Below are 22135 nucleotides of genomic sequence, written 5' to 3' on the forward strand. Positions count from 1 at the left end.
GTGTCACCTCTTACAAAAGCAGATCGATACGACCGGCGAAAACGTGCAAGCCGTTAACAACATCGGTCGGAATAGAGGCATTCAGACGGTTCACGTCCTGGGCCGACCGCTCGACCACTAAGCCAGCGGCATTGGCGTCAACCTCTTCAACGATCTCCAGTTCCTCCAGCTTCTTGAGCACATCGAGCAGTTCGCCACGCACTGCCCCCGGAGTTTTGACGGAAAGTTTGGAGCGGGGGAATCGCAGCCGGACACGCTCGCGACAGGCATTGCGAACGTAATAGAGCGTCCGAATAGTGGTCAGGTCGACCAGAGAAACGTCATTGGCACCGGCCGCCGACTTGGTGTAGGTGCTGACTGCTCGGACAATTTGCACAACATCACCCGCACCCACCTCCAGCGGCGTTACTCCATTAGCCAGCGCCGTTTCTTGCTCAGTTCGGCCAAGGCGCTTGGTGATACCCGGGGCTTGAACACCGCCCAGCACAAGAGTGTTCAGCGGGCGTGCTGGATCTTCTTCGGAGGCGATCACTGCGGCATAGGCTGCCGCCACTTGGCGCGGACTCGATGCAGTTCCTGGCAAAACGGCCAACGTGATGGCGCCAGAGTTCAAAGAAGCAGCCAAAGTTGTGGCGGCTGACAAGGTGCCAGTCAATGCAGCTACACCGATGATGCTCTGTTGCTCAATGGAGTCGGTGTAAGTCTGGATATGGGTGCGCAACGCAGTGAGCGCCGACTGGGTGAACCACGCCGGAACAAGGATAGTGAATCCACCCATCGCAGTAGCATCCAGCGCGGCAGAAATGTTCGGCTCTGCGTCACCTTCCACCACCACGCCAACGGCCGAGATGGCGACATAGCGATAGGCTTTGATTGCGGCCTCAGTCATTTCTTTCGCCACCGGACCGAACAGTTCACCCGCCTCATCGGCGCTGTAAAACTGGGTCGGCACGTTGGCTGGCACCGTTGCATTCGGCCCCAGGGGCACAATCAAGCAAATGCTCTGCCTGTTGGTTGGCAGCGTCCGCACCGCCAAGCTGGTGTTGAACTCAAAGTAAGCACCCGGCTTGCGGATCGATGCCGGAATGGTGTCAAAGGAAATGCTCATTCATCGGCTCCTTTTGCGGGGCTTTTGGCACCGCTACGCGTCTTCTTAACAAGCAGCAGCTCGCCCTCGGCAACGCGGCGGCGGTAATACGAAGTGTCGGGAACCTCGACCGCATCGGCCGGAGCTGGCTCAATGCGCGTCAAAGGGTCTGACTCCCTGGGCACCAGCAAACCTGGCGCAGCGATAACGTGCATTACACGTCCCTCAGTTCGATTGTGTCGGTGGCCACCGGCTCGGGATTCTCCGATGGCGTGTGGTATTGCATGTCGATGCCGAGGAGTTCCGGCAGCGCTTGAGCGGGCTTTTCCCAATCCAATTCAATGACAAATGACTGGCCCAGGACTGACAGGTGATCGCTCGCAAACTTCCCATTGATCAGGTTTGAAAGCTCGGTTGGCCTGATAGCGGCTCTGCCCTCCCAGGGTTGCCAATCCACCAGTTGGTGCATACAGGCTTCCCAAAGTGCATAGCTGCCAATTTCTGAGCCGGTGCCACCGCGCCGGGTATCCCGTTCGCTGCGAGCATTTCGGGTGGCGATTACCAACCGGAAGGTGATCGGCACGCTGTAACGTGCTTGGCTTTTCCGGTTGAACACCGCCTTTGGCACCATAACCAGGACTGCCGGGCAGCGATTCAACAACCCTGACAAGAGATCCGGATCGCTCAATTCGCCGCCATAGCTTTCAACCTTCAGGCGCTGCAAGGTCTTGCACAACTCCTTGAGTCGGGCCTCAATCAGATCCTCCAGCTCCCCCAACATCACAGAGCCCTCAGGGTGCGACGGCTCATGAGTCTCGGGTTGCTGGTGATTTCGAATCTAGATTGCCCCCCTTCCGCCGCTCCGCGCTCCTTGTCCTCTGCCGCCAGCGCCTCCAAGCGCCTGATCACGTCCTTGTAAATGACGCGAACAGTGGAGTCTTCACGGCCCGCGTCGTCATACAAGTGATAGCGAGCGATCTCCGCCAAGTCGTCCGCCACCCAGGCGGGCGCATCTTCATTGGCGGGGCGAAACCGTAGATAGAAAGAAACCTCACTGCGCGCCCGTGTAACTACATCAGCGATCCGTGCCAACGTAGCCACAGCCGTCTCAACTTGTTCAGGCTCCCAGTCGTTGAGCGGCTTGCCTGCCGCAGCGGCAACCAATAGCTCAGGCTCGATAGGGAGCAGTTCACTAGGTGTTGCAACTTGAGTCAGTTGGCGAGCCCCGAATCGAAACAGAAGCTGACTAGCGGACGGCAGTGAGATGTTCATTTCGCTGCGCCTCGGGCCTTGCGGGTCTTGCTTTGCTCGCCTTCGGCTTGCGGCTGATCGACTACAGGACCAGGAGCGCCATCCAGAACCTGAGTCGTCCCGCTGTCGCCGCTCGACGACTGCCCATCTAGAACGCTGGCGGCGTTCTCCAGGCCTGACAGTTGATCCGAAGGAATGAGACTTACGGCTGGGACAGCAGGCAGTTCAACAACACCGCCCAAGGGCGCAACGATTGCTTGAGGCGCTTGCGACTGGCCGTCTTCCTGGGCGCTGGACGCTTGCGGCGGCAACGCTTCCGAACGATTTCCATCGAGTTGGTCCCCCGGGCCGGGTTCATCATCTTCATAACCGAGAATCAACTGGGGCTCTTTACTCAAAGCCAGCAGTTGCTCCTCGGTGAAGAAATCGTCGGGATACTTGGTTTTCTTGCTGGAGTGGGCGACACCGCAACGGCGGAACCCATCATGCTTGGCAACAATAACGATGGTCATAGCGCCCCCTTAATCCAGCCAGCTTGGCGCGAGGACTTCGGCAGTGCCTGCCCACTCGTTGCCACCGTCGGCGTCTTTTTTCAGGATCTTGCGGGCACTACCCTCCAGAACAGAAGGCACGACCAGGAGTCCAGGAGTGACGCCCAATGGTCGGCCGCCATCGCCCTTGAAGGCTTTCATGGCGGCACGAGCAGCGCCATAGCTGTCAGGGGTGAGAGGGGCTTTCGAGCAATAGGCAAACTGCCAGAACCCGAAACCGACTTGAGCCCGCGCATCGACGCCATAGCGGTATTCATCACGCATGAACACGCTTTCATCATCGAGGCTGGTCATCGCCTTCAACGCATAATCGCGGCGCTTCTGGAAGATCAGAGGCTTGATTGCGCGGCTCACATCGAGCAGATACCACGCAGGGCCGGTCCCCTCTTGAAAGTTACTTACCGATACAGCTGTGCCGGTGCCATCGTTGCTGGCGTAAACCGGATGATCAACGTCGAAGAAGTATTGACCGTCGTAGCACTTTTCGGACTGCCCGGCCTTCAGCAAGCCGAACACCAGCTCGTCAGGGTGCGTAGTGGAAGCCCGCCCCATTTCTTCGAACAGCGGCTTGTAAACGCCGACCTCGTCATCTTCGATGGCCGAGCGCGGAATCCCTACCGACGCTTCATAGCTCTTGTTGGTAATGGTGTAGCCGTGGGCGGCCATGTTTTTGAGAACACGCTCGCCAATCCACTCCCGAAAACTCGGGAACTGGCCGAGCCAACCATAGGTGTTGCTCGCCGACGAAGAAGGGACCAGCGTTGCGATACGCTGCCAGTCAGTTGGCGTTGCAGCCTGAGCCTTCTGGAACTCCGCCTTGAATGCCGTGTAAAGCGCCGCCAATGACGCTGGAGTAATAATCATGGGTAGTACCTTGCTGAGGGGCTGGGTTACGCCTTGCCCTGGAGAAATTCCGCATCACTCATACCGAGCAACGATGCGACCTGCTTTTCTTCGGCGTTGAGAGCCGTAGAGGTGCTTTCTGGCTTTCGGCTGTCGAGGCCGGAAGGAGTGCCCACGGTGGGAGCGGCTGCTACAAACGCCTTGAAGCGCTCCAGGCCCGCCTCGTCATGGCAAGACGCACGGTAGTAGTCGACAGTCGCCGGAACGATCTTTCCGGCCTGGGTGGCCGAGGTAAGCAGCGCGTCGACGGCCTTGTCGTGCTCTGCTTTTTTGTGCGTGGCCAACTGCTGCTCGGCATTGGCGGCGCGCCCCTCCATCGCGTCGAAATCCGCACGCGGAACAAAGCGCGCCAGATCAAGGCGCTCGGTATTGGTGGCTTGAGCCGTGGCTTTGAGTTGAGTAACGGCCGACATGGCCTGTTCTTCGGTCGCTGCATCGGGCAAGCCGAGCAGGGCCAGAAACGCTGGTGACAGTTTCACTGGCGTGATCTCCGGGTTTTCATTGTTGAGGGCGGTCAGAAGGAAATTCGGCTTGTTGGTCAGCCCTGCGCTGACCAAGAGGGCAATGCGCATGGTTTGCGGGTCATAGTCGAAGACAGGCGAAAGGAATCGATACTCGCGACTGACAACCTGGGCGGAACCCCTGGGCGTCCAATCAACACGCCCCCAAAGAGCGCCGTCGCGGGTTTCTACTTGCTTGATCCAGGCTGCCGCTGGTGCGTCTTCGCCTTTTGGCGCCCGGTGCTGGGTGGCATGCTCCCAATCGATTGGAAGATCGATGGAACGGCCAATAAAGCTGGATTGGACTTGGCTGGCCGCCAGCTCATCGAACACCCACTGACGACCATCTCGGCCAGTGACATTCGGTCCAGGCGGAATGAGTTCGACCCACTCGGGCGCCTGACCATCGGTGATGGTGGCGGAGAGGTCAGTATTGAGTGCGAGAAGTGTTCTTTTCATGCCGCCAGTTTGAGCGGCTGAATTCGATAGGGAGTTTCAGGGCGGTTTAAGGTTTAAACCAAATAGAGTTGAGGTGCTACGGAGTACAGCGAAGGGCCATTTTATACGCAGGCGCCGAAATTCTGCTGCATCTATCATGCAGCCATAGCCCCACAAGCAAATCTAACGCATGTCTAACGCTTTCCTCGACCAGCACCCGCCCCGGTTGTACCTGCAAGCCCCTCAAAACGTCGCCAGCGGGCTTTCCTAAGCCCCGCCATTCATAGCACCAGTAAGGTAATCGGAGATGATGGAAAGGATCTCAGCGTCATCCTCAGACGACAGACCAATATAAGGACGCGCCGGTAACTCCATCGCATGCGCTCCCCGGGTTGTCCACATCGCGAAATTGGACTTGCTGCGCTTCACAAAGCGATTGCCGACAGTTCCATTCTTGTGGCTGAAGTAAACCTGCTGCGACCTTGGCGCATGCTCAATTTTCCCACCGAACTGGTGAATGGCCCCATAAGGGCGGTCAGTACCGAACGCCAGTTCATTGCCACTTACACTATGCCGAAGGGTGTCTTGCAGATTGCCATCCTGGCGAAGGATCTTGTTCGACCCCTTCCTTGCGATAGTTGACGGAGCCAGAGGAGCCCAGGGCGACCCATCCGGCGCGACCTGTTGACGAAACCTGTCGTCAGTGGACTGATGCAAGTATTCCGCAATGTCCAGGAGGGGCGTCCGCAGATCCCCCATTCGCTCCAGTAACTCAGCAAGAGCCGACTCCGCCAGACGGTTGTCCAGTTCCACATTAAGCATTGCACCGGCCACTCTCACCTCCTACTATCTAGATTCATCCATTGAGTGAGCAGTCCCCGCCAGGACCTCCAGGCCTACACTCAGGATTAATCGCGTGTGGCGGCGCGCGGTTTCACTTCTTCTCGATCTGCGGTCGACGATAGAGCCGGACACCAATACGCAGCTGTTCCAGGTAGTCCGGATCATTGGCATCTGGTGAAAATGTCGTAACTCCATCCCACCCGTCATCCCCCACCTCAAACACCGACAAAGCAGGCACGGGCTCACCGTCGACTTGATAACGGGAGATGTAGCGGCGCCGGACAACTGCCCTGTTCTGTGAATAGAGCCATTCCAGCCGCACCCACACCTCATCCGGATCTTTAATCGCGTCAGCCAGCAACAGCAGCTCGCGAGCATGGCCGCGCTTCCTGATCTTCAAAGCGCCGGTTTTGGCACTGGTGAACAAATCCCGACCGACCACCACAGCATCACCCGTCACATCTTTGAACACCACTGGCGCCCGCTCTGCGGCACCGAACTCAGCAAGAAAGCGATCCACATATTCAACATCAGAGAGGCCTGAAGGCAGCAATCTGTCAGCCGCCATTTCACGCGCCGGAGGCAATGCACCTGGAGCGCGTCGATTGGGCAAGCCCGCGCCTTGCACACTGCTAGCCCGTGACCCTGGATCAGGCAACGGATCGAAAGCTTGCAGCGGTGGAACGCCTGCATTCAAACGAGACTGACCAGGAGCAAAATCAAACCCAGGATCAATGCCTTTAGGCACCCGGACAACACGCGGGCCATTGGGGCTATTTATGCCAATGGTCCGGTTCTCATACTCCACGACCGGAGCTGGCCCAACCTTGAGCCCCTGTCGATCAACGTCCCGCTGGCTGAGCATGTACTTTTTACACTTGCAACCCCAACCATTCTGGGGGCTGTGAGTCGCCCACCATGGATCATCTAAGGGAAGCACCGTCCCATCCCAAGCCAAGTGTTGTGGCCGTGGGTGCGCGCTGTCCCCGTGCCGGTATACGGCGAAGGGTCGACGCTTGCGTAACTCAGGATCAGCCATCTGAGCCTCACGCCCTGCGTTGTAGGACTGGCGCAAGTTGGTTTCATAGATCACCCGGCTCCGCCATCCCAGGCCGCCGTTGTACTGCCAGCCATGCTTGCTAACGATCTGGTCAAAGTCCTTGCGGAACTGCTCCAGCGTCAACCCTGTTGTGATGGCTTTTTCAACCGCTCCCCGCATATCAGACAACAGGGAGCGCTTAGTGGTCCCGGCCACCACGAACGCCCAATCATGTTCGACTTGATAAATGTCGGTCCAGGTGCGGGACGGAATGTCCGTCTTGCCCCGGAAGTAATCTATCTGCTCCTGGAAGGGCAAGGAGCCGTGAGACACAGCCATTACAAGCCCCTCAGGACGTCATACCGTCCGGCCATGCTCGCGGCCGCCATCCCGTCCGCCATAGCATCAGCCAACTGATCAGCATTCATTTCCGGATATACCTCGATCAGTCGGTCGCGAAACTCCTCCAGGGAGTCCACCGACTCCAAGAGTGAACGTATGGCCTCAACCATGTCATCCATACCCACCATTGCCGCCGCTTCAAGCGTGCCAACCTGATTATCAACAATGTCTCTCTGAATCATCGCTTGAGCTGACTGCTCGCGGTTTGCCGCCGTTGCCAGTGGTGTACTAACTGGCTTACCCAGCAACTTGGCACCAGGCGCAGGAGCTGGGAGGTTTAACTTATCCATCACGACTGACTGCTCGACCTCCAGACCCAATGGGACAAGCTTGTCCAAGGCATCGATCAGCAGCTTGATATTCTCGGGTTTGGGTACATCGACAATCAGGCGCGGATACTTTCGACCAGGAGCAAAATTTAGATCACAGAACGGACGGACAAACTGGCGGTTCAACGTGTTGCTGAGTGCTTTGGCGTCGGCCTCAAGGAGATCGAGGCGCACCTCGTTGTGAACCTGGGCCTGCGCCAAACTGGCGCCATCGTCGGCGCTCATTGTCTGACCGACCACAGCCTTACTAACCTGCTTATCCCACCACTCAGCCAATCCTTTAAAGAACTCGCCCGCGCCAGCCACATTGGCCGCCTGAGTGAAATCAATCCGCATGCTGTCAGGGATAACTGCCGCTGCATCACTGCCGAGGTTGGCGACAGCAGCCATTAACGTGTTGATATCGTCCTTGCTTGCATTCGGCCCATAGCGCCCAACCCGCATAGGGATACCGTAGATATCGGCGAACCCCATCCAGTCCTTCCAGGTCCAGGCCTTGCACATGTAGGCCACTGCCGCGACACGCGCCAGCCCGCCACGAATCGGCAGGCCGGAGCGAATACGCGGGTAATGGACAATGAATTTGTATGGGGCAAGCTCAATACCATTGACCGGATCTGCTTCATCGAGCAACCGAAGTTGTCGGCCTGTTTCGCGGTCAAACTGGAAGAAACGCTGATCACGGGGCTCGAAACGCTCAGGAGTCCAAACCTTACCGCTACGGTCCCACATGATTTCACTGACCGAGTAAGACTTGCCCAGGGCGTCCACAGCTTCGCTTTGCAGCTCGCCGAACTCGGGCGCCTCTACCACCTCCCGCAGCGCATCGGCACGGCGCACGTCTTCCGCCTCGTCTGTTGCCGCTTCAATACGGATGTTCAGACCAGCGACCGCCAGCTTGCGTGTGCCGAGGACCGAAGCGTAATGCGGATCACGCTCCTCCATCTCCTCAGCCAACGTCAAATAGTCATTGGCGGAACCATCATTCGCAGCCTGAAGGATGCTCGCCAGTCGCGTGGGTGTAAGGCCACTCGCAACAGAGGGGTGCCAAACCTGTCGAATTCCCGCCAACCGCGGGGCCGCCAACTCCTCTGTAAGCCGGTCGTACTCGATAGGGCGGCCGTACTGATCAACTATTTTGGACTGTGTCATTACCAGATGCCCTTCTGTGAGCGCCAACCGGCGCCGAGCGTGACCTTTCGATCTTGCACAGCGTTTGGTTGGACTCGGTGATATTCGAAGATCTCGACTTCCTGACGCGAAGCAAAGTCAGCCAACAACGCTGCAATACCTGCGTCGCCGTGGCGCTTGCCGCCGGACTTTTCGCCTTTGTCGTTGGTGCGTTTATCTGGGATGCGGGCCACACCCCGGACCATGCGGAAGGCACGTAGATCACTGCTGACATCTTTGTCGGCCGGGATGTCATACAAGGTGCCGTCCTCTAGGGCAGCCTTGAAAGGTGGCGTGTGTTCGCGATACCAGCCCTCGGTCAGCATTACCCGCTCGATGCGGTTAAACCCATAGCGAACGGCAGCGCTTTCAGCGATCTGCGAACCGTTGCCCCTGGCGTCATGGGCTCCCTTGAGCAAGTTGGGCAGACGATCAGCCATGTAGAACAGAATCTGTTCCTGCTGTGCAAAGGGGGTGTTACGCAGCTCAATGACAAACACCACACGCTTGCGCAGATCCTGCTCTTTAACCTGGGGCCAGATCACCGAAAGGTCGCCCGTGCGGGCAAAGTCCATTCCGTAATGGCTTTGCACGTCCTTGGGAATGGCCTCAAGCAACGGTTTTAAATGCTCTTCACACCACTCCAGACACTCAACCTGACGGACATGAGCATCTAGAGTTTCATAGCCTTGCGGGCAGTTCAGGCGCAGCACCTGGACATTGCGATTACTCCGCTGCTCGACCAGGGCCATACTCAGAAAAGCACCCCCGCCCTGAGACGGCACGCAATCAAGCTCCTCCTCGGCAGCGTCACCATAGAAGTCGTAGACGTCCTGGACCCAGGCGGCTTCTTCCTCAGCCTTGTATTCAATGCCCTTGCGCAAGCAAACCCGCTGATAAAGCCCATCCGCTACAGCGTCACGGAACTCACAACGGAACAGCTCGCCCTTGCGCTTGCCTGCACGAATATCATTGATCAGCTCATTGAAAGCGTTTTCTGTTCCATCGTGAGTGCTGATCACATGGACCTCACCACCCCAGATCAGTAGCGCAAGCGCGGCCTTCAACAGCTCAGCTAGATCCTGGTGAAACGCTGCCTCATCAATCACGACAACACCCTGTCGCCCCCGAAGGTTGGACGGTCGGCTGGTCAGTGCAACGATGCGGAGCCCACTGGGAAAGGTGATGGTGTAGGTCTTTATGTTCTTGTCCGGATCTTCGTCCGGCCAAATCCCCTCTTCAATTTCACTTGCTGCGTAGTCGTAGGCCCGCGCCCACATTCCGCAAGCCTGGATATATTCCACCGTCATGTCCTGGTTGTAGCCGAGATAGTAGACAGTCTGGCCGCCCGCCTCCTTTGAGGAAGCTGCCACCAAGACATTGTCGGCAGCCTCAGCCCAGGTCAAACCAATACGCCGGGACTTCTCGCCGACCTTCAGGGGAGCGCGAATGCCTATCCAGTTCTTCTGGTATTCCAGCAACACGGCAGGAGTGAGGGGCAGGTACTCACCGGACAGCACCTCCTGGAGCGGGGAAACAGTGTTGGTCATTTCAGCGCCCAACTTGCGAACAGGAACCGCCCACTCATGAGGCCACGCCCAAAATAGAACGCCGGATCTGGTCCACGGTCTTAGCGTCCAGACCACCTTTCTTGGCGATTTTCTCAACCTTGTCAGCAGCGGCCGCCGCCTTGTCGCGCACTTCAGCTTGCCATTTCTTCTGTACGACAGAGGCCCTGCCAAGCTCAGCGACCGCCTTTGCCACCTTTGGCAAGTCAATAGGTTTGTTGTCGGTCATCAACAGCTTAAACAGATGCTCCTGGACCAAACGCATCAGCGCCTCATTGACTGCGCCCTCATCATCCGGCGCAGCCTGTACCACCGCCTTAGCCTGCTCTGAAGCCATCTTCAACGACGCGAGCTTGACCTCAAACTCAGAGCCATAACGATGCAGCGCGCTTTTTCCAATGGAGTAGCCCCGGCTCCCCAGCTCGGACGATAGCGCCTCATAACCTGAGAAATTCGACTCAACCAGTGCTTGGTCAAGCCACTCTTTAACCTCGGGTGGAAGTCCGGCGACCTTGCTTCTCGGCGGCATGGTCACGACCAGTATTTTTCAGGGCGAGCGATACCCGGACGGCACTCAATCGAGTACTCCACGATATCAACGCCGTAGTGAGTCAGCCCACAGACCCACGCACCGGAAGGGCTTTTCTGCAGCGTGACCAATGAGCGATCAGCCAGATAGTCCAGCTCACGCCGCAATTCCAATTGCGTGGCGTCTGGATAGATGCCCTGGATAGTCGAAAGCACCACGGCCTCATGAGGGTCCACTGGCCGGGAAGTGTTGAGAGTGAGGAGGATGTACCAGCGCAGCGATTCGCGCCGTACCTTGGCAGGATCAGAAATCATTCACGGGCTCCCTTGAGCTGTACGTTTTCAAGCTTCAAGGCCAAGGCATCCAGCTTGGCCTCCAATACGGTTTGATTGCGGACATAGTCCTCGCGCTGGACGTAGTGCAAAGGCATCTCACCCTTGAGCCGTTCCAGGCGTAGCTCTACATCGCGCAATCGTTCTGAGTCCTTGCTTACTCCCTCAAAGCGCTTGTCCATCATGGAGAAGCGCTGTTCCAGCCTGCTTTCCATCTGCGCCAACAGGAGCTTGACCAGGCCCGCGAACATCGCCAGCACCGTGGCGGTAATGCCGATCATCTGCCACAGGGGCAGTTCAATAGTCGTCATTGGCGCGACAACCGTTCGTGTACGTCTTGGCAATCAATGCAGAGCATCACGCCTGGAACAGCAAGACGACGCCCCTCGGGGATCTCCAGCCCGCAGTCCACACATTCCAGCGCCGATACGCCTATAGGCTTGCGGGCCTGTGCCAAATGCGCCGCAATAGCGGCCTCTCGGTTCGCTTCCTCAACTACGGATGCGCGGTCAGTTACGTCCATGGGTGTTCCACTCGATAAGGCTATTCAGCTGGGCGCGGCACTTAGCGGAGCTTTCGCTGTTGCGTACATGGTTAGTCAGAAGGTCGGCAGGCGTTATGCCTGCAGGGAGCTGTTCAATGGCTCCGGCTCCACCGCCTTTTGAAGTAGCTCCGCTGGCGGACTGGCTGGCAGGCATAGCGCCGGAGGTAAGGGCTTGGTTCCACACGCGGACAAAGCCAACAGTGAAAACAGCCACAGGCAGAGGCTCAGGCGGCGCGTCCAGGGCGCGGCGATAAAGAGTCGTGACACGTTGAATCTCCCCGGTGAGCCGTTCGGTATTTTTCCGTAGCTCAAGACTTTTGTTCGTGAGTTGAAGCGCCAGAACATCCCCGCGCTGTTTCTCTGCGGCCAGTTCCTTAGCCGCCCTCTCTGCGGCTTCTTTCTTTTCGTTCGTGACTTCCAAGCGGAGCTTTCCTAGGGCCACTTCTCCCTCTCCTTTCGCGACCTCATAACCCCGCTCATAACCTTCTTGCTGATTAAGATTCAGCGTGAACGCAACAGCAGCGGACACGCCAAGAAGCAGAAGAAAAGGCACTGCCAGCCCAGCAAGAGACCTCATTGGCAGCCTCCCAGGCCCCACCCTTCAGCGATGTACACAGGCTCCCAACGCAACAAGATCAGGCGTGGGTATTGGCGGTTTTCTTTGAACGCTGCGGCCGAGCGGCCATCGTTAAAACGCTCGACTGAGTTGAACCAGACCAGCGGATCAGCACCCGAAGCCGAAGCCAACTTTCGATCTCGGATCACCCAACCAAGCCCCCCGTTGTAAGAGGAGAGAATCATGGCGTTCCGATCGCAGGTGTTGCGGGCCTTAACCCGACTGGCAAGCCAACGGTCATAGCTGACCAGCGCCTGCATCGACCACATCGGGTTATAGGGCTCGATCTTGCCCAGCGCCTTAGGGAAGGTTTGCGCCAGCCAAGTGGCAGTTGTAGGCATCACCTGACCCAGGCCCTGGGCACCGACCGGTGACTTTGCGTCGAACTTCCAGCGGCTTTCCTGATGGATCTGCGCCGCGAACATCGCCACAGGAGCATCAAGCCCCCATTCGGCCTGGGCAATACGAGTCAAGTCTCGCCGGTAGTGTTCAGCCTGCGGGGGAACTTCAGCCTTCGCACGGCCGAACAGGGCAACACCGACCACCAGGATCAGGAACATGAAAGAGGAACAGGTCCGAAGGGGGCGCATAGTCAGAGCCCCAGCGTCAGACCGAGAATGCAGGCCAGTACCACCAAGGCCCGGCGCATTCCCGCCAACGCTCGATCACCCGGCAAGACTTGATCCGGGCGCGCATAGGGAAACAGTGCCCGGTCGATCCAGTAGCCCAGCACACCGCCAAGAGTGACCAAGCCCGCTTTGTAGAGGACAACGACCATTTTGGTTGGGGCGACCAGGGCCAGACAGAGCAGCAGAACAACAGTGATCAGTGACCAAAAGGTCATTCGTGGCGCACGCGGACGCCGATGAAAGAAAGCCATCAGTGAGATTCCTGAGTTGATTGAAGTGAGGCGCGGATACCTGCAAGCGAACGAGCAGCGATAACGGGATCACCCCGTACAGTTTCTGCGGCCTTGTATGTACCGAGACACGGCGAAGACTGGCCGTCCTTAGGCCGTAACTTCTCTTTCTGCCTTACGTACTCGGCAACCCGGCGCTCATGACTTGCCACGATTAGCTCGACACTTGCGCGCCACTCCGGAGGGCACCTGTCCATCAGCGCCTTAACCTCAGATGTGAAAGGCTCTGCAATAACAAGCTCGGCGTACTGCCTGGACGAACGAGGGAAAAAGGACATTTGCGAGCCTGCCGGAGTTGGGGTCCGGGCTAGATTCGCTTACAGCAAGGAGGGGTTGTGTTTCTTGCACGCGCAAGAAAAAGCCCCGGACTGAGCGGGGCTTTAGGGGGGCTATTGAGTTACAAAGCGCGAATGGCTTTCATCGTTTTTATATCGTCCTCGGACGCTCCCTCACGGCGCTGTTGCGCCTCCCATTCGGCTTCTGACTGAACTTCAGAGTCAGCGGAGGAAGCTGACGGATTTTCGATCTGAGTTGAGCATGCGGCGCTGTCCTTCTCCCAGTTTGTCCGAGAGCGATCCAGTTCGCCTTGAGACAGCTTGCCGGTGTAGCAGCCACCGTTGATAAACAGAACATCACTGAGCATTTGTCGACAACCGGGATAGGCTGAAGCAGCCAACGCCTTTTGAGCGTGAAGCTGCTTGTTTGCAGAGCGCATAACCTCCGCCAGGACGGAGGTATCACGGGTCATACAGGCATCACGATTTTTTACCCAAAGCTCTTGGGCCAGAGCTTGGTTCGATTTGGCAAGGCTCAAATCGTCCTTGAGAGCAGTGTTAGGTTCCTGTGCCGAGCAGACCGTCGACACGTACAGCGCCGAAACCACTAACACCCCTCTCAAACCCATCATTAATGGACCGTCCCGTCTTCAAAGCCAAATAGGTCAGGCTCGTTGCGACGATGCAAGGCCCGCTGGCGCGCGATGATCTCATATATCGTTTGCGACGCAAGTTTGTACCTGCGAACCAAGGTTGATATCGGGGCGTTGTGGTCACGCCACGCCCGAAAGATTGCCGCGTCTCGCATTGCCTTCTTTAACGCATCCCCCCTGGGTAGGTAAATCACCGATCCGCCCATGGTGTCACAGATGGCAAACACTACTGATCTTGCGATCTCTGGCACCACCTCCGGGGTGCTGTGGAGCTTGCTATTCAATTCTGCCTCGGCAATCTCGACCATTTCCTTAAGCGTCCCCTCCCACCGAGTGATAACGGCCGGGTCTTCCATATGAGCCAGGACTTTATTCGGGTCTAGCCTGTCGCTGTCATCGGGAAACAACTGTTCATTGCTCACTGAGTCGGCCTCCCGTTTCGTTGCGCATCGTAGGTCAAGGCCGAAACCAGGCTGCCCAACTGTTTTGCGTTCAGCCACTCGACCCGCTCAACCTTGAACATGCGTAATGCCATGCCATCCGCATACTCCCAAGGGCGGCCAGCCTCGGCCATAAACGCCTCAATTTTTCCAACGAGTTTCTGGCGGTCGGGGGCAACGTTCGGAGCAGCACGCCCATTGCTTTTGGGCTTGGCCTTGGGTTGCCAGCCGAGCCGTTCAAACTCGGCCAGCACAGCGCCTATTTGACGCGGAGTGAGGTCTTTCGCAGAGGTGACATTCGCAACACGTTTGAGTAAGGCCCGATAAGTTTCGTCGTCTAGCCCTTGGTCCTTCTTGGCTATGTGGATCTTCGATAGCTGTAAATTACGTCGATTCATTTTCTCCTTTCTCCTTTACTTCCTCGGCAGCTCATCAGTATCCGAACGCCACACCGGATAGACCGCCCTAGTTGCCCGGGGCGGTTTCGCTCAATGGATAGTTGGGTTGAATATCATCTTCTCGCGCATTGCTTGGCAGACCTCACATGTACAACCGCCCATGTGACGGGCTGCACCTTCAAGCGGGATGCGGGCGATAAGCCGGGCGTTCTGAACCAGGACATTGGCGACCTGTCCAGCCTTGCTGCTGTTGAGCTGGTTCTGGTTGTCTACGGAGATGGAAACGCCATCGGCGCCGTCTTCTACTGTGATTTGAAACTTGGCCATTTGAACTGTTCTCGCTATTGGTCTGTATTGGTTGGCTTTTTCTGGAGCAATCGAGCTGTTCAATGCATCGTCGGCGGCACTGCGTCCGAAACAAAAATGCTCGCGATATCCAGGGGGATAGGCGCGTACTGGTCGGAATCGCCAATGCGCTCATAGACCCGGATATAGCTCTTTGAACCAACCACCTGGACAGCTTCACCAATAGCTTGCATCGCCCGTTGCCATCGTTCGTCCTTGATCTCAAGACGGCGCAGGCCCAACACGCGGCCAGTGCTGATTTCACCGGCTTTGTCTGTCCGAAACGCCTCATTAACCAGGACGCGCACCTCACTTCGGGCGTCCTGCGTCCACTCAGCGGCACATTCATCGATAAGAACCCGGGCTGCTTGAAGGCGCTCATCGAACTTGATTGAGTCCGCTACAGCATGGATTACCTTGTAACGGCCATCGAACGTCAGCAAAGAGACATTCCCTTTCTTCCCTCCAATACTGGCCTTGTATTGTTCGGCCGACATTTCGATAAATGCCTTGATATCGCCAAATGCCTGCCCCTTGAAAAGAGCCAGCGCCTTGGACAGTTCGCGAGCCTTGCCGACAAGATCAGTGACCAGTTCGTCACGTGCCAAGTCGATTGGCTTGATCAAGTCCACCGGGACCAAATGCCCTTTGGCGTCCTGGCGAAATCCTTCCGGAATATTCATATTTTCTGATGCTCCATATTCGTCTTGAGTTTGGTGTTGCCGTGCTTCAGGCCGTCTAAGATTTCGCCAATTCGGCGGCGACCATTCGCTCGTTGTTGATCTGTAAGGGCTGGTTTAGGCAAAGTTTGCTGCCCCTGCCGGACCGGTAGTTCTCGTATAAGGCTCGCTGGTGCGGGCCATCGCTCGCAGTTTGCGAACAGCGTTTCAAATGCAGACTTAACTCGACCGCTGTCCTGTTCTTCGTTCCAGCGCTGAGCCTTTTTCAGAGCTACCAACCAGATATCAAGAGTGAGGGTGATGGCGTCGGCTGCCGGGGCGCCATCCAGACGCAAAGCAACTAGCCCCATTAGTCCGGCAATCACCTCACGCTCAAGCCAGTCATCCGCCATTCAACCGCCCCTGTAATGCGGCCAATGCCGCCGTTGTCTGACTAGGCCGAGCGGAAGGCATTTGCCTCGCTGGCAAAGACTCCGGCAGAGCAGTAACCGCAGTTGTTTCTCCTTGCCACTGAGTCATGACCTGATAAAGCCAGCCATGCCCCTTCAGTGGAGTCATCAGCCGTCCAGCATCGCGAGCGGCCACGGCTTGCTCTATCGCCCAAACCCAGCAAGCCGGGGGCGCATTGAATACGATTCCATTGCGTTCAATGCGCTGTGCTTGCAGGTCCGGCAGCAACTCATTCAGAAGTTTCCCCACTCGATCCATCGTCAGTTCGCGGGTTTCAGGTCTGAACAACCCGATATAACGAACCAGAGTATTTCCGAGCTGGCCGGACAACTTAAAAGCGACACCTAAAGCGTCTCTGGCACCATCATGTGCAATTAGCGCATCGAGGCTTAAAGTGGTTCCACAGTTAGGGCAGCGAGTCCGCATCAGTGAACCTCCTGCTTAACGGCCGCCTTTTCAAACTCGGCCGCTTTGATTTGAGCGAACTTGTAAGTTTCGGAAAAGCCCACGCACTTTCCTTCCGCATAGATCCGGATCAGCCTACGACCGGCTATGTAGAACTGGACGCGAGCAACGGGAACTTGAGCAATCTCAGTGGACTGTTGCATTTCCGGCACCTGCACATGACGGGTTATAGGGGCAGTGCTGACATGCTCGCCAGTGCTGCATAGCTTGTGGGTTATGAGTTGGGGCCACCTTTTCGCGGTAGCTTTGGCATTGTTCGATTGTCACTGTCTCACTGAATGCAACACATTCAATACGCCCAAGTGAATCAAGAACACGGCGCTCAACACCCGCTGTGCTTTTGCTCCTGTACTTGTTAACCAGGATCAAACTTACAGCGGTACGACTCAGGCCAATTCGCCGGGCCGCCCGAGTGCGATTACTAACTGCCACTTCTGCTGCAAGCAATTTAATGAACAGTGGCGGCTCACTACCCCATGCAGAAATATCGATCTGCTTCATTCTGCAAGCTCCAACAAAGCACGTTGAAGCAAGCTAGGAGTCGGAGCTTTATCGCCAGTATCAACAAACTCCGAAACCAGCTGACGCAGGCGAAGATTCTCCTGTTCCATATCATTGCTAGGTTCAGAAGCAGTCGATACGCCTCCTGTAGTTTCTTTGGCGTATACCAGCGCTTCGGTGTTCGAATCGAATACCTTGATAGACTCCAACCGTTGAATAACGGGGTGTTTCGGCCCTGTATTCATTCCTGGTACAAATTCAAATGTTTGTTCGCGCTTGGATTCTTTGCTACTTGCGACCAGATAACCTGCTTTCACCAGTAGGACGAAATAGTTAAGGGCGTATGCCTGAGTAACGCGCACCCCGTTAACACTCGCCATCTGTGCAGCATCAGCAGCAGTCATTCTTTTCATGATGCGCATTGCACGCCAAAGGTTTTCCAGGCCAAGGCCGTGAGTGGAGCGCTGCCCATTGGACCGCACTCGCGGATAGTCGGCCCCCTCGTCGCGTACCAATCGCCAACGATGGTCCTTCGCGTCGCCACTTTCGTCGAAAACTTCGACAAGCTGAGCATTCCGCATAGCCAGGACGTAAGCCTTTACTTGAGCTATGGGTTGCCCTGATGCCGAAGCAATCATGCGCAGGGAGAAACCGGCCTTATTCGCCCTGACAGCCTCCCACATATGCTGCTTAGCAACTTTGCCGCCGGATACGCTGAGTTGAGTGGTCTTAGTCATTAGCTAGCCCTCCGAGACGGAGCGTCGCCATTGAACCATCCACGCTTTCCCCAGGCCTGAAGGTCAACCCGATCCAGCATCATGGCCGATGCTTCAGATTGGACTTTGTAAAGGTTCACCGCCGCCCGACGCAGACAACCCCGGGTCGCTTGATTCAGGTCTATCAACAGATCATCTGCGAAGACAAGTTGAGGGTAAGTCGACTTTGCCAACGCCTTGAGGTCATCCAGCGTTGCGGCTTGAGCCGGAACCCATTCAAGAACCCTGTTATGCAAGCGCTCTAGCTTCGCGAGCGACGCAGGCACCCGTTCCTCACCGATCAAAACAATCGTGCCTTGGCTGGCGTTGTAAATGTCGGTCAACGCATTTGCCACGGCCTTATCCAACAGGTACTGCACATCATCAACAATCAGAGGCCGCATCGATGCAGAGAGTTGAACGGCGATCTGATCAACCATTTCCGACATGGTTTTAGCTGGGAAAATGGACATTTCCCGAAGAATTGCCAACAGGAATGCCTTCTTGCTCCAGGCGTCCCGACACTCGACGTAATAAGCCCGATGCAAATTAGCCGAGTAAGCAGCCGCAACACTCTTACCAAACCCGCTTGGTCCATACATCGCTACAAGGCCCGGTAGTCCCACTGGGCGCGCCTGGGCTCGCTTAATTGCCCCCGCTAGTAAGCCCACATTTGTTAATGGAACGATTTTGGTTACACTCATTGTGTTTTATCTCCTTAAAGACGAGCTTGCCGGCTCGTTTACTGCTGAAAGCGTGGGAGTCACCCCACGTGTTGAAACACTTCTTTAATCGCTGAGAAGTCCGGATGGTTGGGATATGCCTTCCACCACTTGGCTTCCTCAGCGGTTAACTCCTTCCCAGACCTCAATTGCTCATCGAGCTTGACCCAGAGCCTGTAACGCGCCACGTCATCCCCTGGCACATTGAATTGCGGCCTCTGCGCGTCTAACGCCTGTGCATACTCCTGAGCTTCGATAAGCTGTTCACTGGTGAGCGTTGCCGAGGGTCTAGTCGTTGGGGCGATCATTTCGACCCGGTGTCCTGTCAGCGTCTCCAGCTTGTCCATACCCCGCTTGAGCTGGCCCTGTTGGCGTTTTTCACGGCTACGCTCCAAAAGGCTCATCGGCATATAGTCCGAGGCGTTTCCATCCAGCAGCGCCTCACCGATAAGCTCGCCCTCTAACGCATATGCCCAAACGCGCCCAGCATCTCTAACGTCATAGGCAAGCCGTATTTCTTGCCCATGCAAGGACCGTAAATCGTTGAGGAAATACGTCTGGTTCATCCATTGAATTTCTCCTCGATGCGTCTTGCGTATGACCTGAGGACGCATCAGCGACTCGATCAACTCAGGAGGGGCCACAACCGGCTCCCAGCCTTGTTCTATTGCGGCTTGCCATGCCTCGTCGGGGCTTGGGTGGCGTAAAGCTCCTGTAAGCGGATCTCTAAACTTTTCCAGTCCCCTATGAGGAGTTTTGTTGTAGGTGGATATTTCATCCTCAACCCCGGCCATGAATTCGCCGAAAGTCGGTAGATAGCGGGTTGCTCCTACTTCTTTGAGTTGTTTGCGACTGATCCGGTGGACCTTGCTTCCCACGTGCTTATCCATGTCAGCACCGATGTAACTAGTCAGTTTCTTAGCCGCTCGCACCCAGATAGTCTGATGCCCGCGCTCGGAGACCCCTCGGGCCTGACTGTTGTAGGGGATTGAGTGCTGCATCGTGCCGCCGAGGCGATCTACTACCTCGCGCACCATGTCGTTATCGAAGCCCGAGCCGTTATCGACGTAGAAGATGCCAAACATGCATTTCCGGACCGCATCCCGCAGGGCATCAAGCACACCTATTGCCGACTCAGCTTCCCCAACAGATATGCCGACCACTCTCCGGGTGGCCACATCCATAACGGTGGTGATTTCAGGCCGGTAGGGTTTACCCGTAATCGGGTTAATGACCTCTGCGTCAAACTTGTGTCCGTCCGCCGTGTACACGTCACCTGGAAACATGTTCTTGGTGGTTCTTCGGCGGAATGGCTGCAACGACTTCAGTTCTTGAGGACTCATGCGCCCAGCCTGTAACGCCTCCGGAGAAAGCTTTTTCAGGAACCGCTGGACAGCATGAATGCTGGGCAACGTGCCTTCGTACTTCCTGGAGAACTCGGCATAGCTCGCGGCAACACTTGGTTTAGTTGGTCGCTGATAGCACCGCAAAAAATCCTTGGCCCAGTCCGGAACAGTCAGGTTCGGACGCTGGCGCAGTGGCGCCAATCCGACTTCGCCGCCTGTTCTGTATGCGGCAAGCCAACGTTTCAGGCTCCGCTCAGACAGTGCACGACTTCCGGACTTTTTGTTGTTTGCCAGCTCAAGCCGCTCCATGAGATATGGGCTCAAGTCGTTGCTGTGGGCTTGCTTGACCAGAACCTCAATAGCTCGATTCTGCGAAACGACGGAACTCATTCGCTCAATCTCCCGAATGAAGCACAACCGGGCCGCCATTACGGACCTCTGTACATCGGTCAGGCGCGCAGCCCCTTTGTTCACTACAGGAGCTGTTGCCACGCCAATTGCTTCAGTGGTCGGCGCTGTGGTCACAGGCACGGCCTCTGCAATGGACTGAGCCATTAGTGCCGCTTGGGTTTCTGCTGGAAGACAAGTAAAGGGGTATTCAATCGCCTTGCTTCCACTGCGTTTCCGGCACTCCCAATCAAGCCGCAAAGCGACCTTTCGAACGCCCGGCACAGAGCCTGGAAGCCCCGGCAGCCCTGCCAGTTCCTGGGATGAATACCAATCACGCATCGGACTCGTCTCGCTGGGTTTTACTGTGACCATCCGGACGTTTTTCGGTATGCTTCGGATATACCGAATTAGATTCAGCACGGTTCGGACGCTGGCGAAGTGGAGAGCCGTCTACATTCCAACGCTCAGGCCACAGCTGCACAGGCTGAAGCCCTAGGGCTTGAGCAATTGCTCTCTCTACCCTCGGGTAGGGTCTTTGCTTGGCATTGCGGATTGCGCGCTCGTTGAGATCATGCTTTCTCGCAAGATCGGCAAAGTTGGTGCCGCGAACGCGGAGCTGAAACTTGATCCACTCCCAGCGCCTTTCTAAATCGAGCGGTATGTCGAAGGTTTCCATTTAATAACCATCATCTCGGGTGGTTTTTTTTGGCTTTCTAACGGCCGGTTTAGGACAATATATCCCGTATACGGGACTTGGTAAACCGAATTCGGGAGTTTTCATTCTCGTTTTTGGGTTTCACACTTGTCGAAATGGGAAAAAACTAGTGAATTCAGTGACTTACACGGAAAAGAAACATCCTCCGCAGGGCGAAAATGCGGTTTCTTTTCCGAATTCGGGAATAGAAACTCGAATAGCGACAGTCGCTGGCCTTTTCGAATCCCGAAAACAGGCTGCCGAAGCCGCAAAAGTGGCTCTGTCGTCTCTTCAGAGATGGATTGCAGGGGAAGGGATGCCAGCGTTTAACTCGTTGGCGTTGCTGGCTTCTGCTGTAGGGGTGTCTCTTGACTGGATAGCCTCGGGCCGGGGCGAGATGTACCCCTCAGAAGGCGCGCAAGCTCAAGCAGTCGACGAAAGCATTTATGCCTATGTACCGCTGTACGATGCCCGTATCAGCCAAGGACATGGCGCGTGGAGCGATGGAGCGCGCATCCTGACGATGCTGGCGTTTACAAAGTACAGCCTCACGAAAAAGGGCCTAGTGGCCTCACAGCTTGCTGCCGTGCGTGTGGACGGAGACTCCAACGAGCCAGCCCTAAAGGATGGGGATACGGTTATGGTTGATCTTTCCCGGAACGTGATCCAAGGCGAGGCGTTCTACGTAATCCGCCTGGATGACCTGCTTTACGCCAAGAGATTGCAGCGCCAGCTAGATGGCGGCGTGCTTGTGATCAGTGCCAACACGGCCTATCAGACTATAAGCGTCCCAGCAGATCGACTGGAGCGCCTACAAGTTGTCGGCCGGGTGGTTTGGTCTGGTGGCTGGATGATTTGAGCCAAGTGCCAAAAAGCCCGCTAAACGCGGGCTTTTTTGTCTCCATGAAATATTTTTGGCTTCGCGCCTCTTTTGGCACTGATTTTGTCCCTTTCTATCGCTCAACCCCTTATGTTTCCAGGGTCGCCCGTTTTCTTCCCT

31 protein-coding genes and 1 other RNA gene are annotated in these 22135 nt (G+C 56.4%); 1 reads left to right on the forward strand and 31 read right to left on the reverse strand.

All coding sequences use genetic code 11. The features are described 5' to 3' along the window. Nucleotides 1–10: 10 nt before the first annotated feature. The 31 genes from BLS75_RS09925 to BLS75_RS10080 form a co-directional block, all read right to left on the reverse strand. Nucleotides 11–1108 carry a phage tail sheath C-terminal domain-containing protein gene (locus tag BLS75_RS09925; protein WP_072450756.1) on the reverse strand — a complete coding sequence of 366 codons (1098 nt, stop codon included), beginning with the start codon at nt 1106–1108 and terminating at the stop codon, nt 11–13. A gap of 193 nt (nt 1109–1301) precedes the next feature. Beyond that, the gene (locus BLS75_RS09935; protein ID WP_072450758.1) at nt 1302–1868 is read right to left on the reverse strand and encodes a phage protein Gp37; all 567 of its coding nucleotides are present in this window, start codon (nt 1866–1868) and stop codon (nt 1302–1304) included. Next, complete coding sequence (locus BLS75_RS09940) at nt 1868–2359, reverse strand: phage protein Gp36 family protein (RefSeq protein ID WP_072450759.1); 492 nt, start codon at nt 2357–2359, stop codon at nt 1868–1870. Before BLS75_RS09940 ends, BLS75_RS09935 begins: the two co-directional genes overlap by 1 nt. Beyond that, nucleotides 2356–2850, reverse strand: coding sequence for an HI1506-related protein (locus BLS75_RS09945; RefSeq protein ID WP_072450760.1), 495 nt, complete (start codon nt 2848–2850; stop codon nt 2356–2358). Before BLS75_RS09945 ends, BLS75_RS09940 begins: the two co-directional genes overlap by 4 nt. A 9-nt stretch (nt 2851–2859) precedes the next feature. After that, entirely contained in the window at nt 2860–3753 is an 894-nt protein-coding gene (locus BLS75_RS09950) for a Mu-like prophage major head subunit gpT family protein (protein ID WP_072450761.1), read from the reverse strand. A gap of 26 nt (nt 3754–3779) precedes the next feature. Continuing rightward, nucleotides 3780–4751 carry a phage protease gene (locus BLS75_RS09955; RefSeq protein ID WP_072450762.1) on the reverse strand — a complete coding sequence of 324 codons (972 nt, stop codon included), beginning with the start codon at nt 4749–4751 and terminating at the stop codon, nt 3780–3782. Between the two features lie 246 nt (nt 4752–4997). Continuing rightward, on the reverse strand, nt 4998–5564 hold the full coding sequence (locus BLS75_RS09960) for a phage virion morphogenesis protein (RefSeq protein WP_083533695.1): 567 nt from the start codon (nt 5562–5564) through the stop codon (nt 4998–5000). Between the two features lie 100 nt (nt 5565–5664). Continuing rightward, nucleotides 5665–6951: a PBECR2 nuclease fold domain-containing protein gene (locus BLS75_RS09965; RefSeq protein ID WP_072450764.1), complete on the reverse strand. Its 1287-nt coding sequence runs from the start codon at nt 6949–6951 to the stop codon at nt 5665–5667. Beyond that, a complete protein-coding gene (locus tag BLS75_RS09970; protein ID WP_072450765.1) occupies nt 6951–8495 on the reverse strand; it encodes a DUF935 domain-containing protein in 1545 nt (514 codons plus the stop codon). The genes BLS75_RS09965 and BLS75_RS09970 overlap by 1 nt, the downstream gene beginning before the upstream one ends. Next, nucleotides 8495–10063: a hypothetical protein gene (locus BLS75_RS09975; protein WP_083533696.1), complete on the reverse strand. Its 1569-nt coding sequence runs from the start codon at nt 10061–10063 to the stop codon at nt 8495–8497. Before BLS75_RS09975 ends, BLS75_RS09970 begins: the two co-directional genes overlap by 1 nt. Nucleotides 10064–10097: 34 nt before the next feature. Continuing rightward, nucleotides 10098–10610: a DUF3486 family protein gene (locus BLS75_RS09980; RefSeq protein ID WP_072450766.1), complete on the reverse strand. Its 513-nt coding sequence runs from the start codon at nt 10608–10610 to the stop codon at nt 10098–10100. A gap of 2 nt (nt 10611–10612) precedes the next feature. Continuing rightward, nucleotides 10613–10924 (reverse strand): hypothetical protein, encoded by a 312-nt coding sequence (locus BLS75_RS09985; protein ID WP_072450767.1) that lies wholly within the window; start codon nt 10922–10924, stop codon nt 10613–10615. Next, complete coding sequence (locus tag BLS75_RS09990; protein ID WP_072450768.1) at nt 10921–11253, reverse strand: hypothetical protein; 333 nt, start codon at nt 11251–11253, stop codon at nt 10921–10923. Before BLS75_RS09990 ends, BLS75_RS09985 begins: the two co-directional genes overlap by 4 nt. After that, nucleotides 11250–11465 carry a TraR/DksA C4-type zinc finger protein gene (locus BLS75_RS09995; protein WP_072450769.1) on the reverse strand — a complete coding sequence of 72 codons (216 nt, stop codon included), beginning with the start codon at nt 11463–11465 and terminating at the stop codon, nt 11250–11252. Before BLS75_RS09995 ends, BLS75_RS09990 begins: the two co-directional genes overlap by 4 nt. Next, entirely contained in the window at nt 11452–12063 is a 612-nt protein-coding gene (locus tag BLS75_RS10000; RefSeq protein ID WP_072450770.1) for a hypothetical protein, read from the reverse strand. Before BLS75_RS10000 ends, BLS75_RS09995 begins: the two co-directional genes overlap by 14 nt. Continuing rightward, complete coding sequence (locus BLS75_RS10005; RefSeq protein ID WP_083533700.1) at nt 12060–12662, reverse strand: transglycosylase SLT domain-containing protein; 603 nt, start codon at nt 12660–12662, stop codon at nt 12060–12062. The genes BLS75_RS10000 and BLS75_RS10005 overlap by 4 nt, the downstream gene beginning before the upstream one ends. A 32-nt stretch (nt 12663–12694) precedes the next feature. Continuing rightward, nucleotides 12695–12982 carry a putative holin gene (locus tag BLS75_RS10010; RefSeq protein ID WP_239690656.1) on the reverse strand — a complete coding sequence of 96 codons (288 nt, stop codon included), beginning with the start codon at nt 12980–12982 and terminating at the stop codon, nt 12695–12697. Nucleotides 12983–13418: 436 nt separating this feature from the next. Beyond that, nucleotides 13419–13928 carry a hypothetical protein gene (locus tag BLS75_RS10015; RefSeq protein ID WP_072450772.1) on the reverse strand — a complete coding sequence of 170 codons (510 nt, stop codon included), beginning with the start codon at nt 13926–13928 and terminating at the stop codon, nt 13419–13421. After that, nucleotides 13928–14371 carry a Mor transcription activator family protein gene (locus BLS75_RS10020; protein ID WP_072450773.1) on the reverse strand — a complete coding sequence of 148 codons (444 nt, stop codon included), beginning with the start codon at nt 14369–14371 and terminating at the stop codon, nt 13928–13930. The genes BLS75_RS10015 and BLS75_RS10020 overlap by 1 nt, the downstream gene beginning before the upstream one ends. Next, complete coding sequence (locus BLS75_RS10025) at nt 14368–14787, reverse strand: gp16 family protein (protein ID WP_072450774.1); 420 nt, start codon at nt 14785–14787, stop codon at nt 14368–14370. The genes BLS75_RS10020 and BLS75_RS10025 overlap by 4 nt, the downstream gene beginning before the upstream one ends. Before the next feature lie 21 nt (nt 14788–14808). Next, nucleotides 14809–14879, reverse strand: an RNA gene (locus BLS75_RS10030) — hammerhead ribozyme type II. Then, nucleotides 14878–15114 carry a hypothetical protein gene (locus tag BLS75_RS10035; RefSeq protein ID WP_072450775.1) on the reverse strand — a complete coding sequence of 79 codons (237 nt, stop codon included), beginning with the start codon at nt 15112–15114 and terminating at the stop codon, nt 14878–14880. Before BLS75_RS10035 ends, BLS75_RS10030 begins: the two co-directional genes overlap by 2 nt. Before the next feature lie 59 nt (nt 15115–15173). Continuing rightward, on the reverse strand, nt 15174–15815 hold the full coding sequence (locus tag BLS75_RS10040; protein WP_072450776.1) for a DUF3164 family protein: 642 nt from the start codon (nt 15813–15815) through the stop codon (nt 15174–15176). After that, complete coding sequence (locus tag BLS75_RS10045; protein ID WP_072450777.1) at nt 15812–16204, reverse strand: hypothetical protein; 393 nt, start codon at nt 16202–16204, stop codon at nt 15812–15814. The genes BLS75_RS10040 and BLS75_RS10045 overlap by 4 nt, the downstream gene beginning before the upstream one ends. Further along, complete coding sequence (locus BLS75_RS10050) at nt 16194–16688, reverse strand: hypothetical protein (protein WP_072450778.1); 495 nt, start codon at nt 16686–16688, stop codon at nt 16194–16196. The genes BLS75_RS10045 and BLS75_RS10050 overlap by 11 nt, the downstream gene beginning before the upstream one ends. Further along, nucleotides 16688–16870 (reverse strand): hypothetical protein, encoded by a 183-nt coding sequence (locus BLS75_RS10055; protein ID WP_072450779.1) that lies wholly within the window; start codon nt 16868–16870, stop codon nt 16688–16690. The genes BLS75_RS10050 and BLS75_RS10055 overlap by 1 nt, the downstream gene beginning before the upstream one ends. Next, nucleotides 16854–17228: a hypothetical protein gene (locus tag BLS75_RS10060; protein WP_072450780.1), complete on the reverse strand. Its 375-nt coding sequence runs from the start codon at nt 17226–17228 to the stop codon at nt 16854–16856. The genes BLS75_RS10055 and BLS75_RS10060 overlap by 17 nt, the downstream gene beginning before the upstream one ends. Next, nucleotides 17225–17965, reverse strand: a complete 741-nt coding sequence (locus tag BLS75_RS10065; protein WP_072450781.1) for a hypothetical protein — start codon at nt 17963–17965, stop codon at nt 17225–17227. Before BLS75_RS10065 ends, BLS75_RS10060 begins: the two co-directional genes overlap by 4 nt. Continuing rightward, on the reverse strand, nt 17965–18687 hold the full coding sequence (locus BLS75_RS10070) for an AAA family ATPase (protein WP_072450782.1): 723 nt from the start codon (nt 18685–18687) through the stop codon (nt 17965–17967). The genes BLS75_RS10065 and BLS75_RS10070 overlap by 1 nt, the downstream gene beginning before the upstream one ends. Nucleotides 18688–18746: 59 nt before the next feature. Next, complete coding sequence (locus BLS75_RS10075; protein ID WP_345769795.1) at nt 18747–20813, reverse strand: DNA-binding protein; 2067 nt, start codon at nt 20811–20813, stop codon at nt 18747–18749. Then, nucleotides 20773–21117 carry a helix-turn-helix domain-containing protein gene (locus BLS75_RS10080; protein ID WP_072450784.1) on the reverse strand — a complete coding sequence of 115 codons (345 nt, stop codon included), beginning with the start codon at nt 21115–21117 and terminating at the stop codon, nt 20773–20775. Before BLS75_RS10080 ends, BLS75_RS10075 begins: the two co-directional genes overlap by 41 nt. Before the next feature lie 148 nt (nt 21118–21265). Between BLS75_RS10080 and BLS75_RS10085 the strand changes: the two genes are divergently transcribed. Beyond that, nucleotides 21266–21994: a LexA family transcriptional regulator gene (locus BLS75_RS10085; RefSeq protein WP_239690657.1), complete on the forward strand. Its 729-nt coding sequence runs from the start codon at nt 21266–21268 to the stop codon at nt 21992–21994. Nucleotides 21995–22135 lie beyond the last annotated feature (141 nt).

Origin of the sequence: Pseudomonas sp. NFPP12, assembly GCF_900103205.1 — a bacterium.
GTDB classification, from domain to species: Bacteria; Pseudomonadota; Gammaproteobacteria; order Pseudomonadales; family Pseudomonadaceae; genus Aquipseudomonas; species Aquipseudomonas protegens.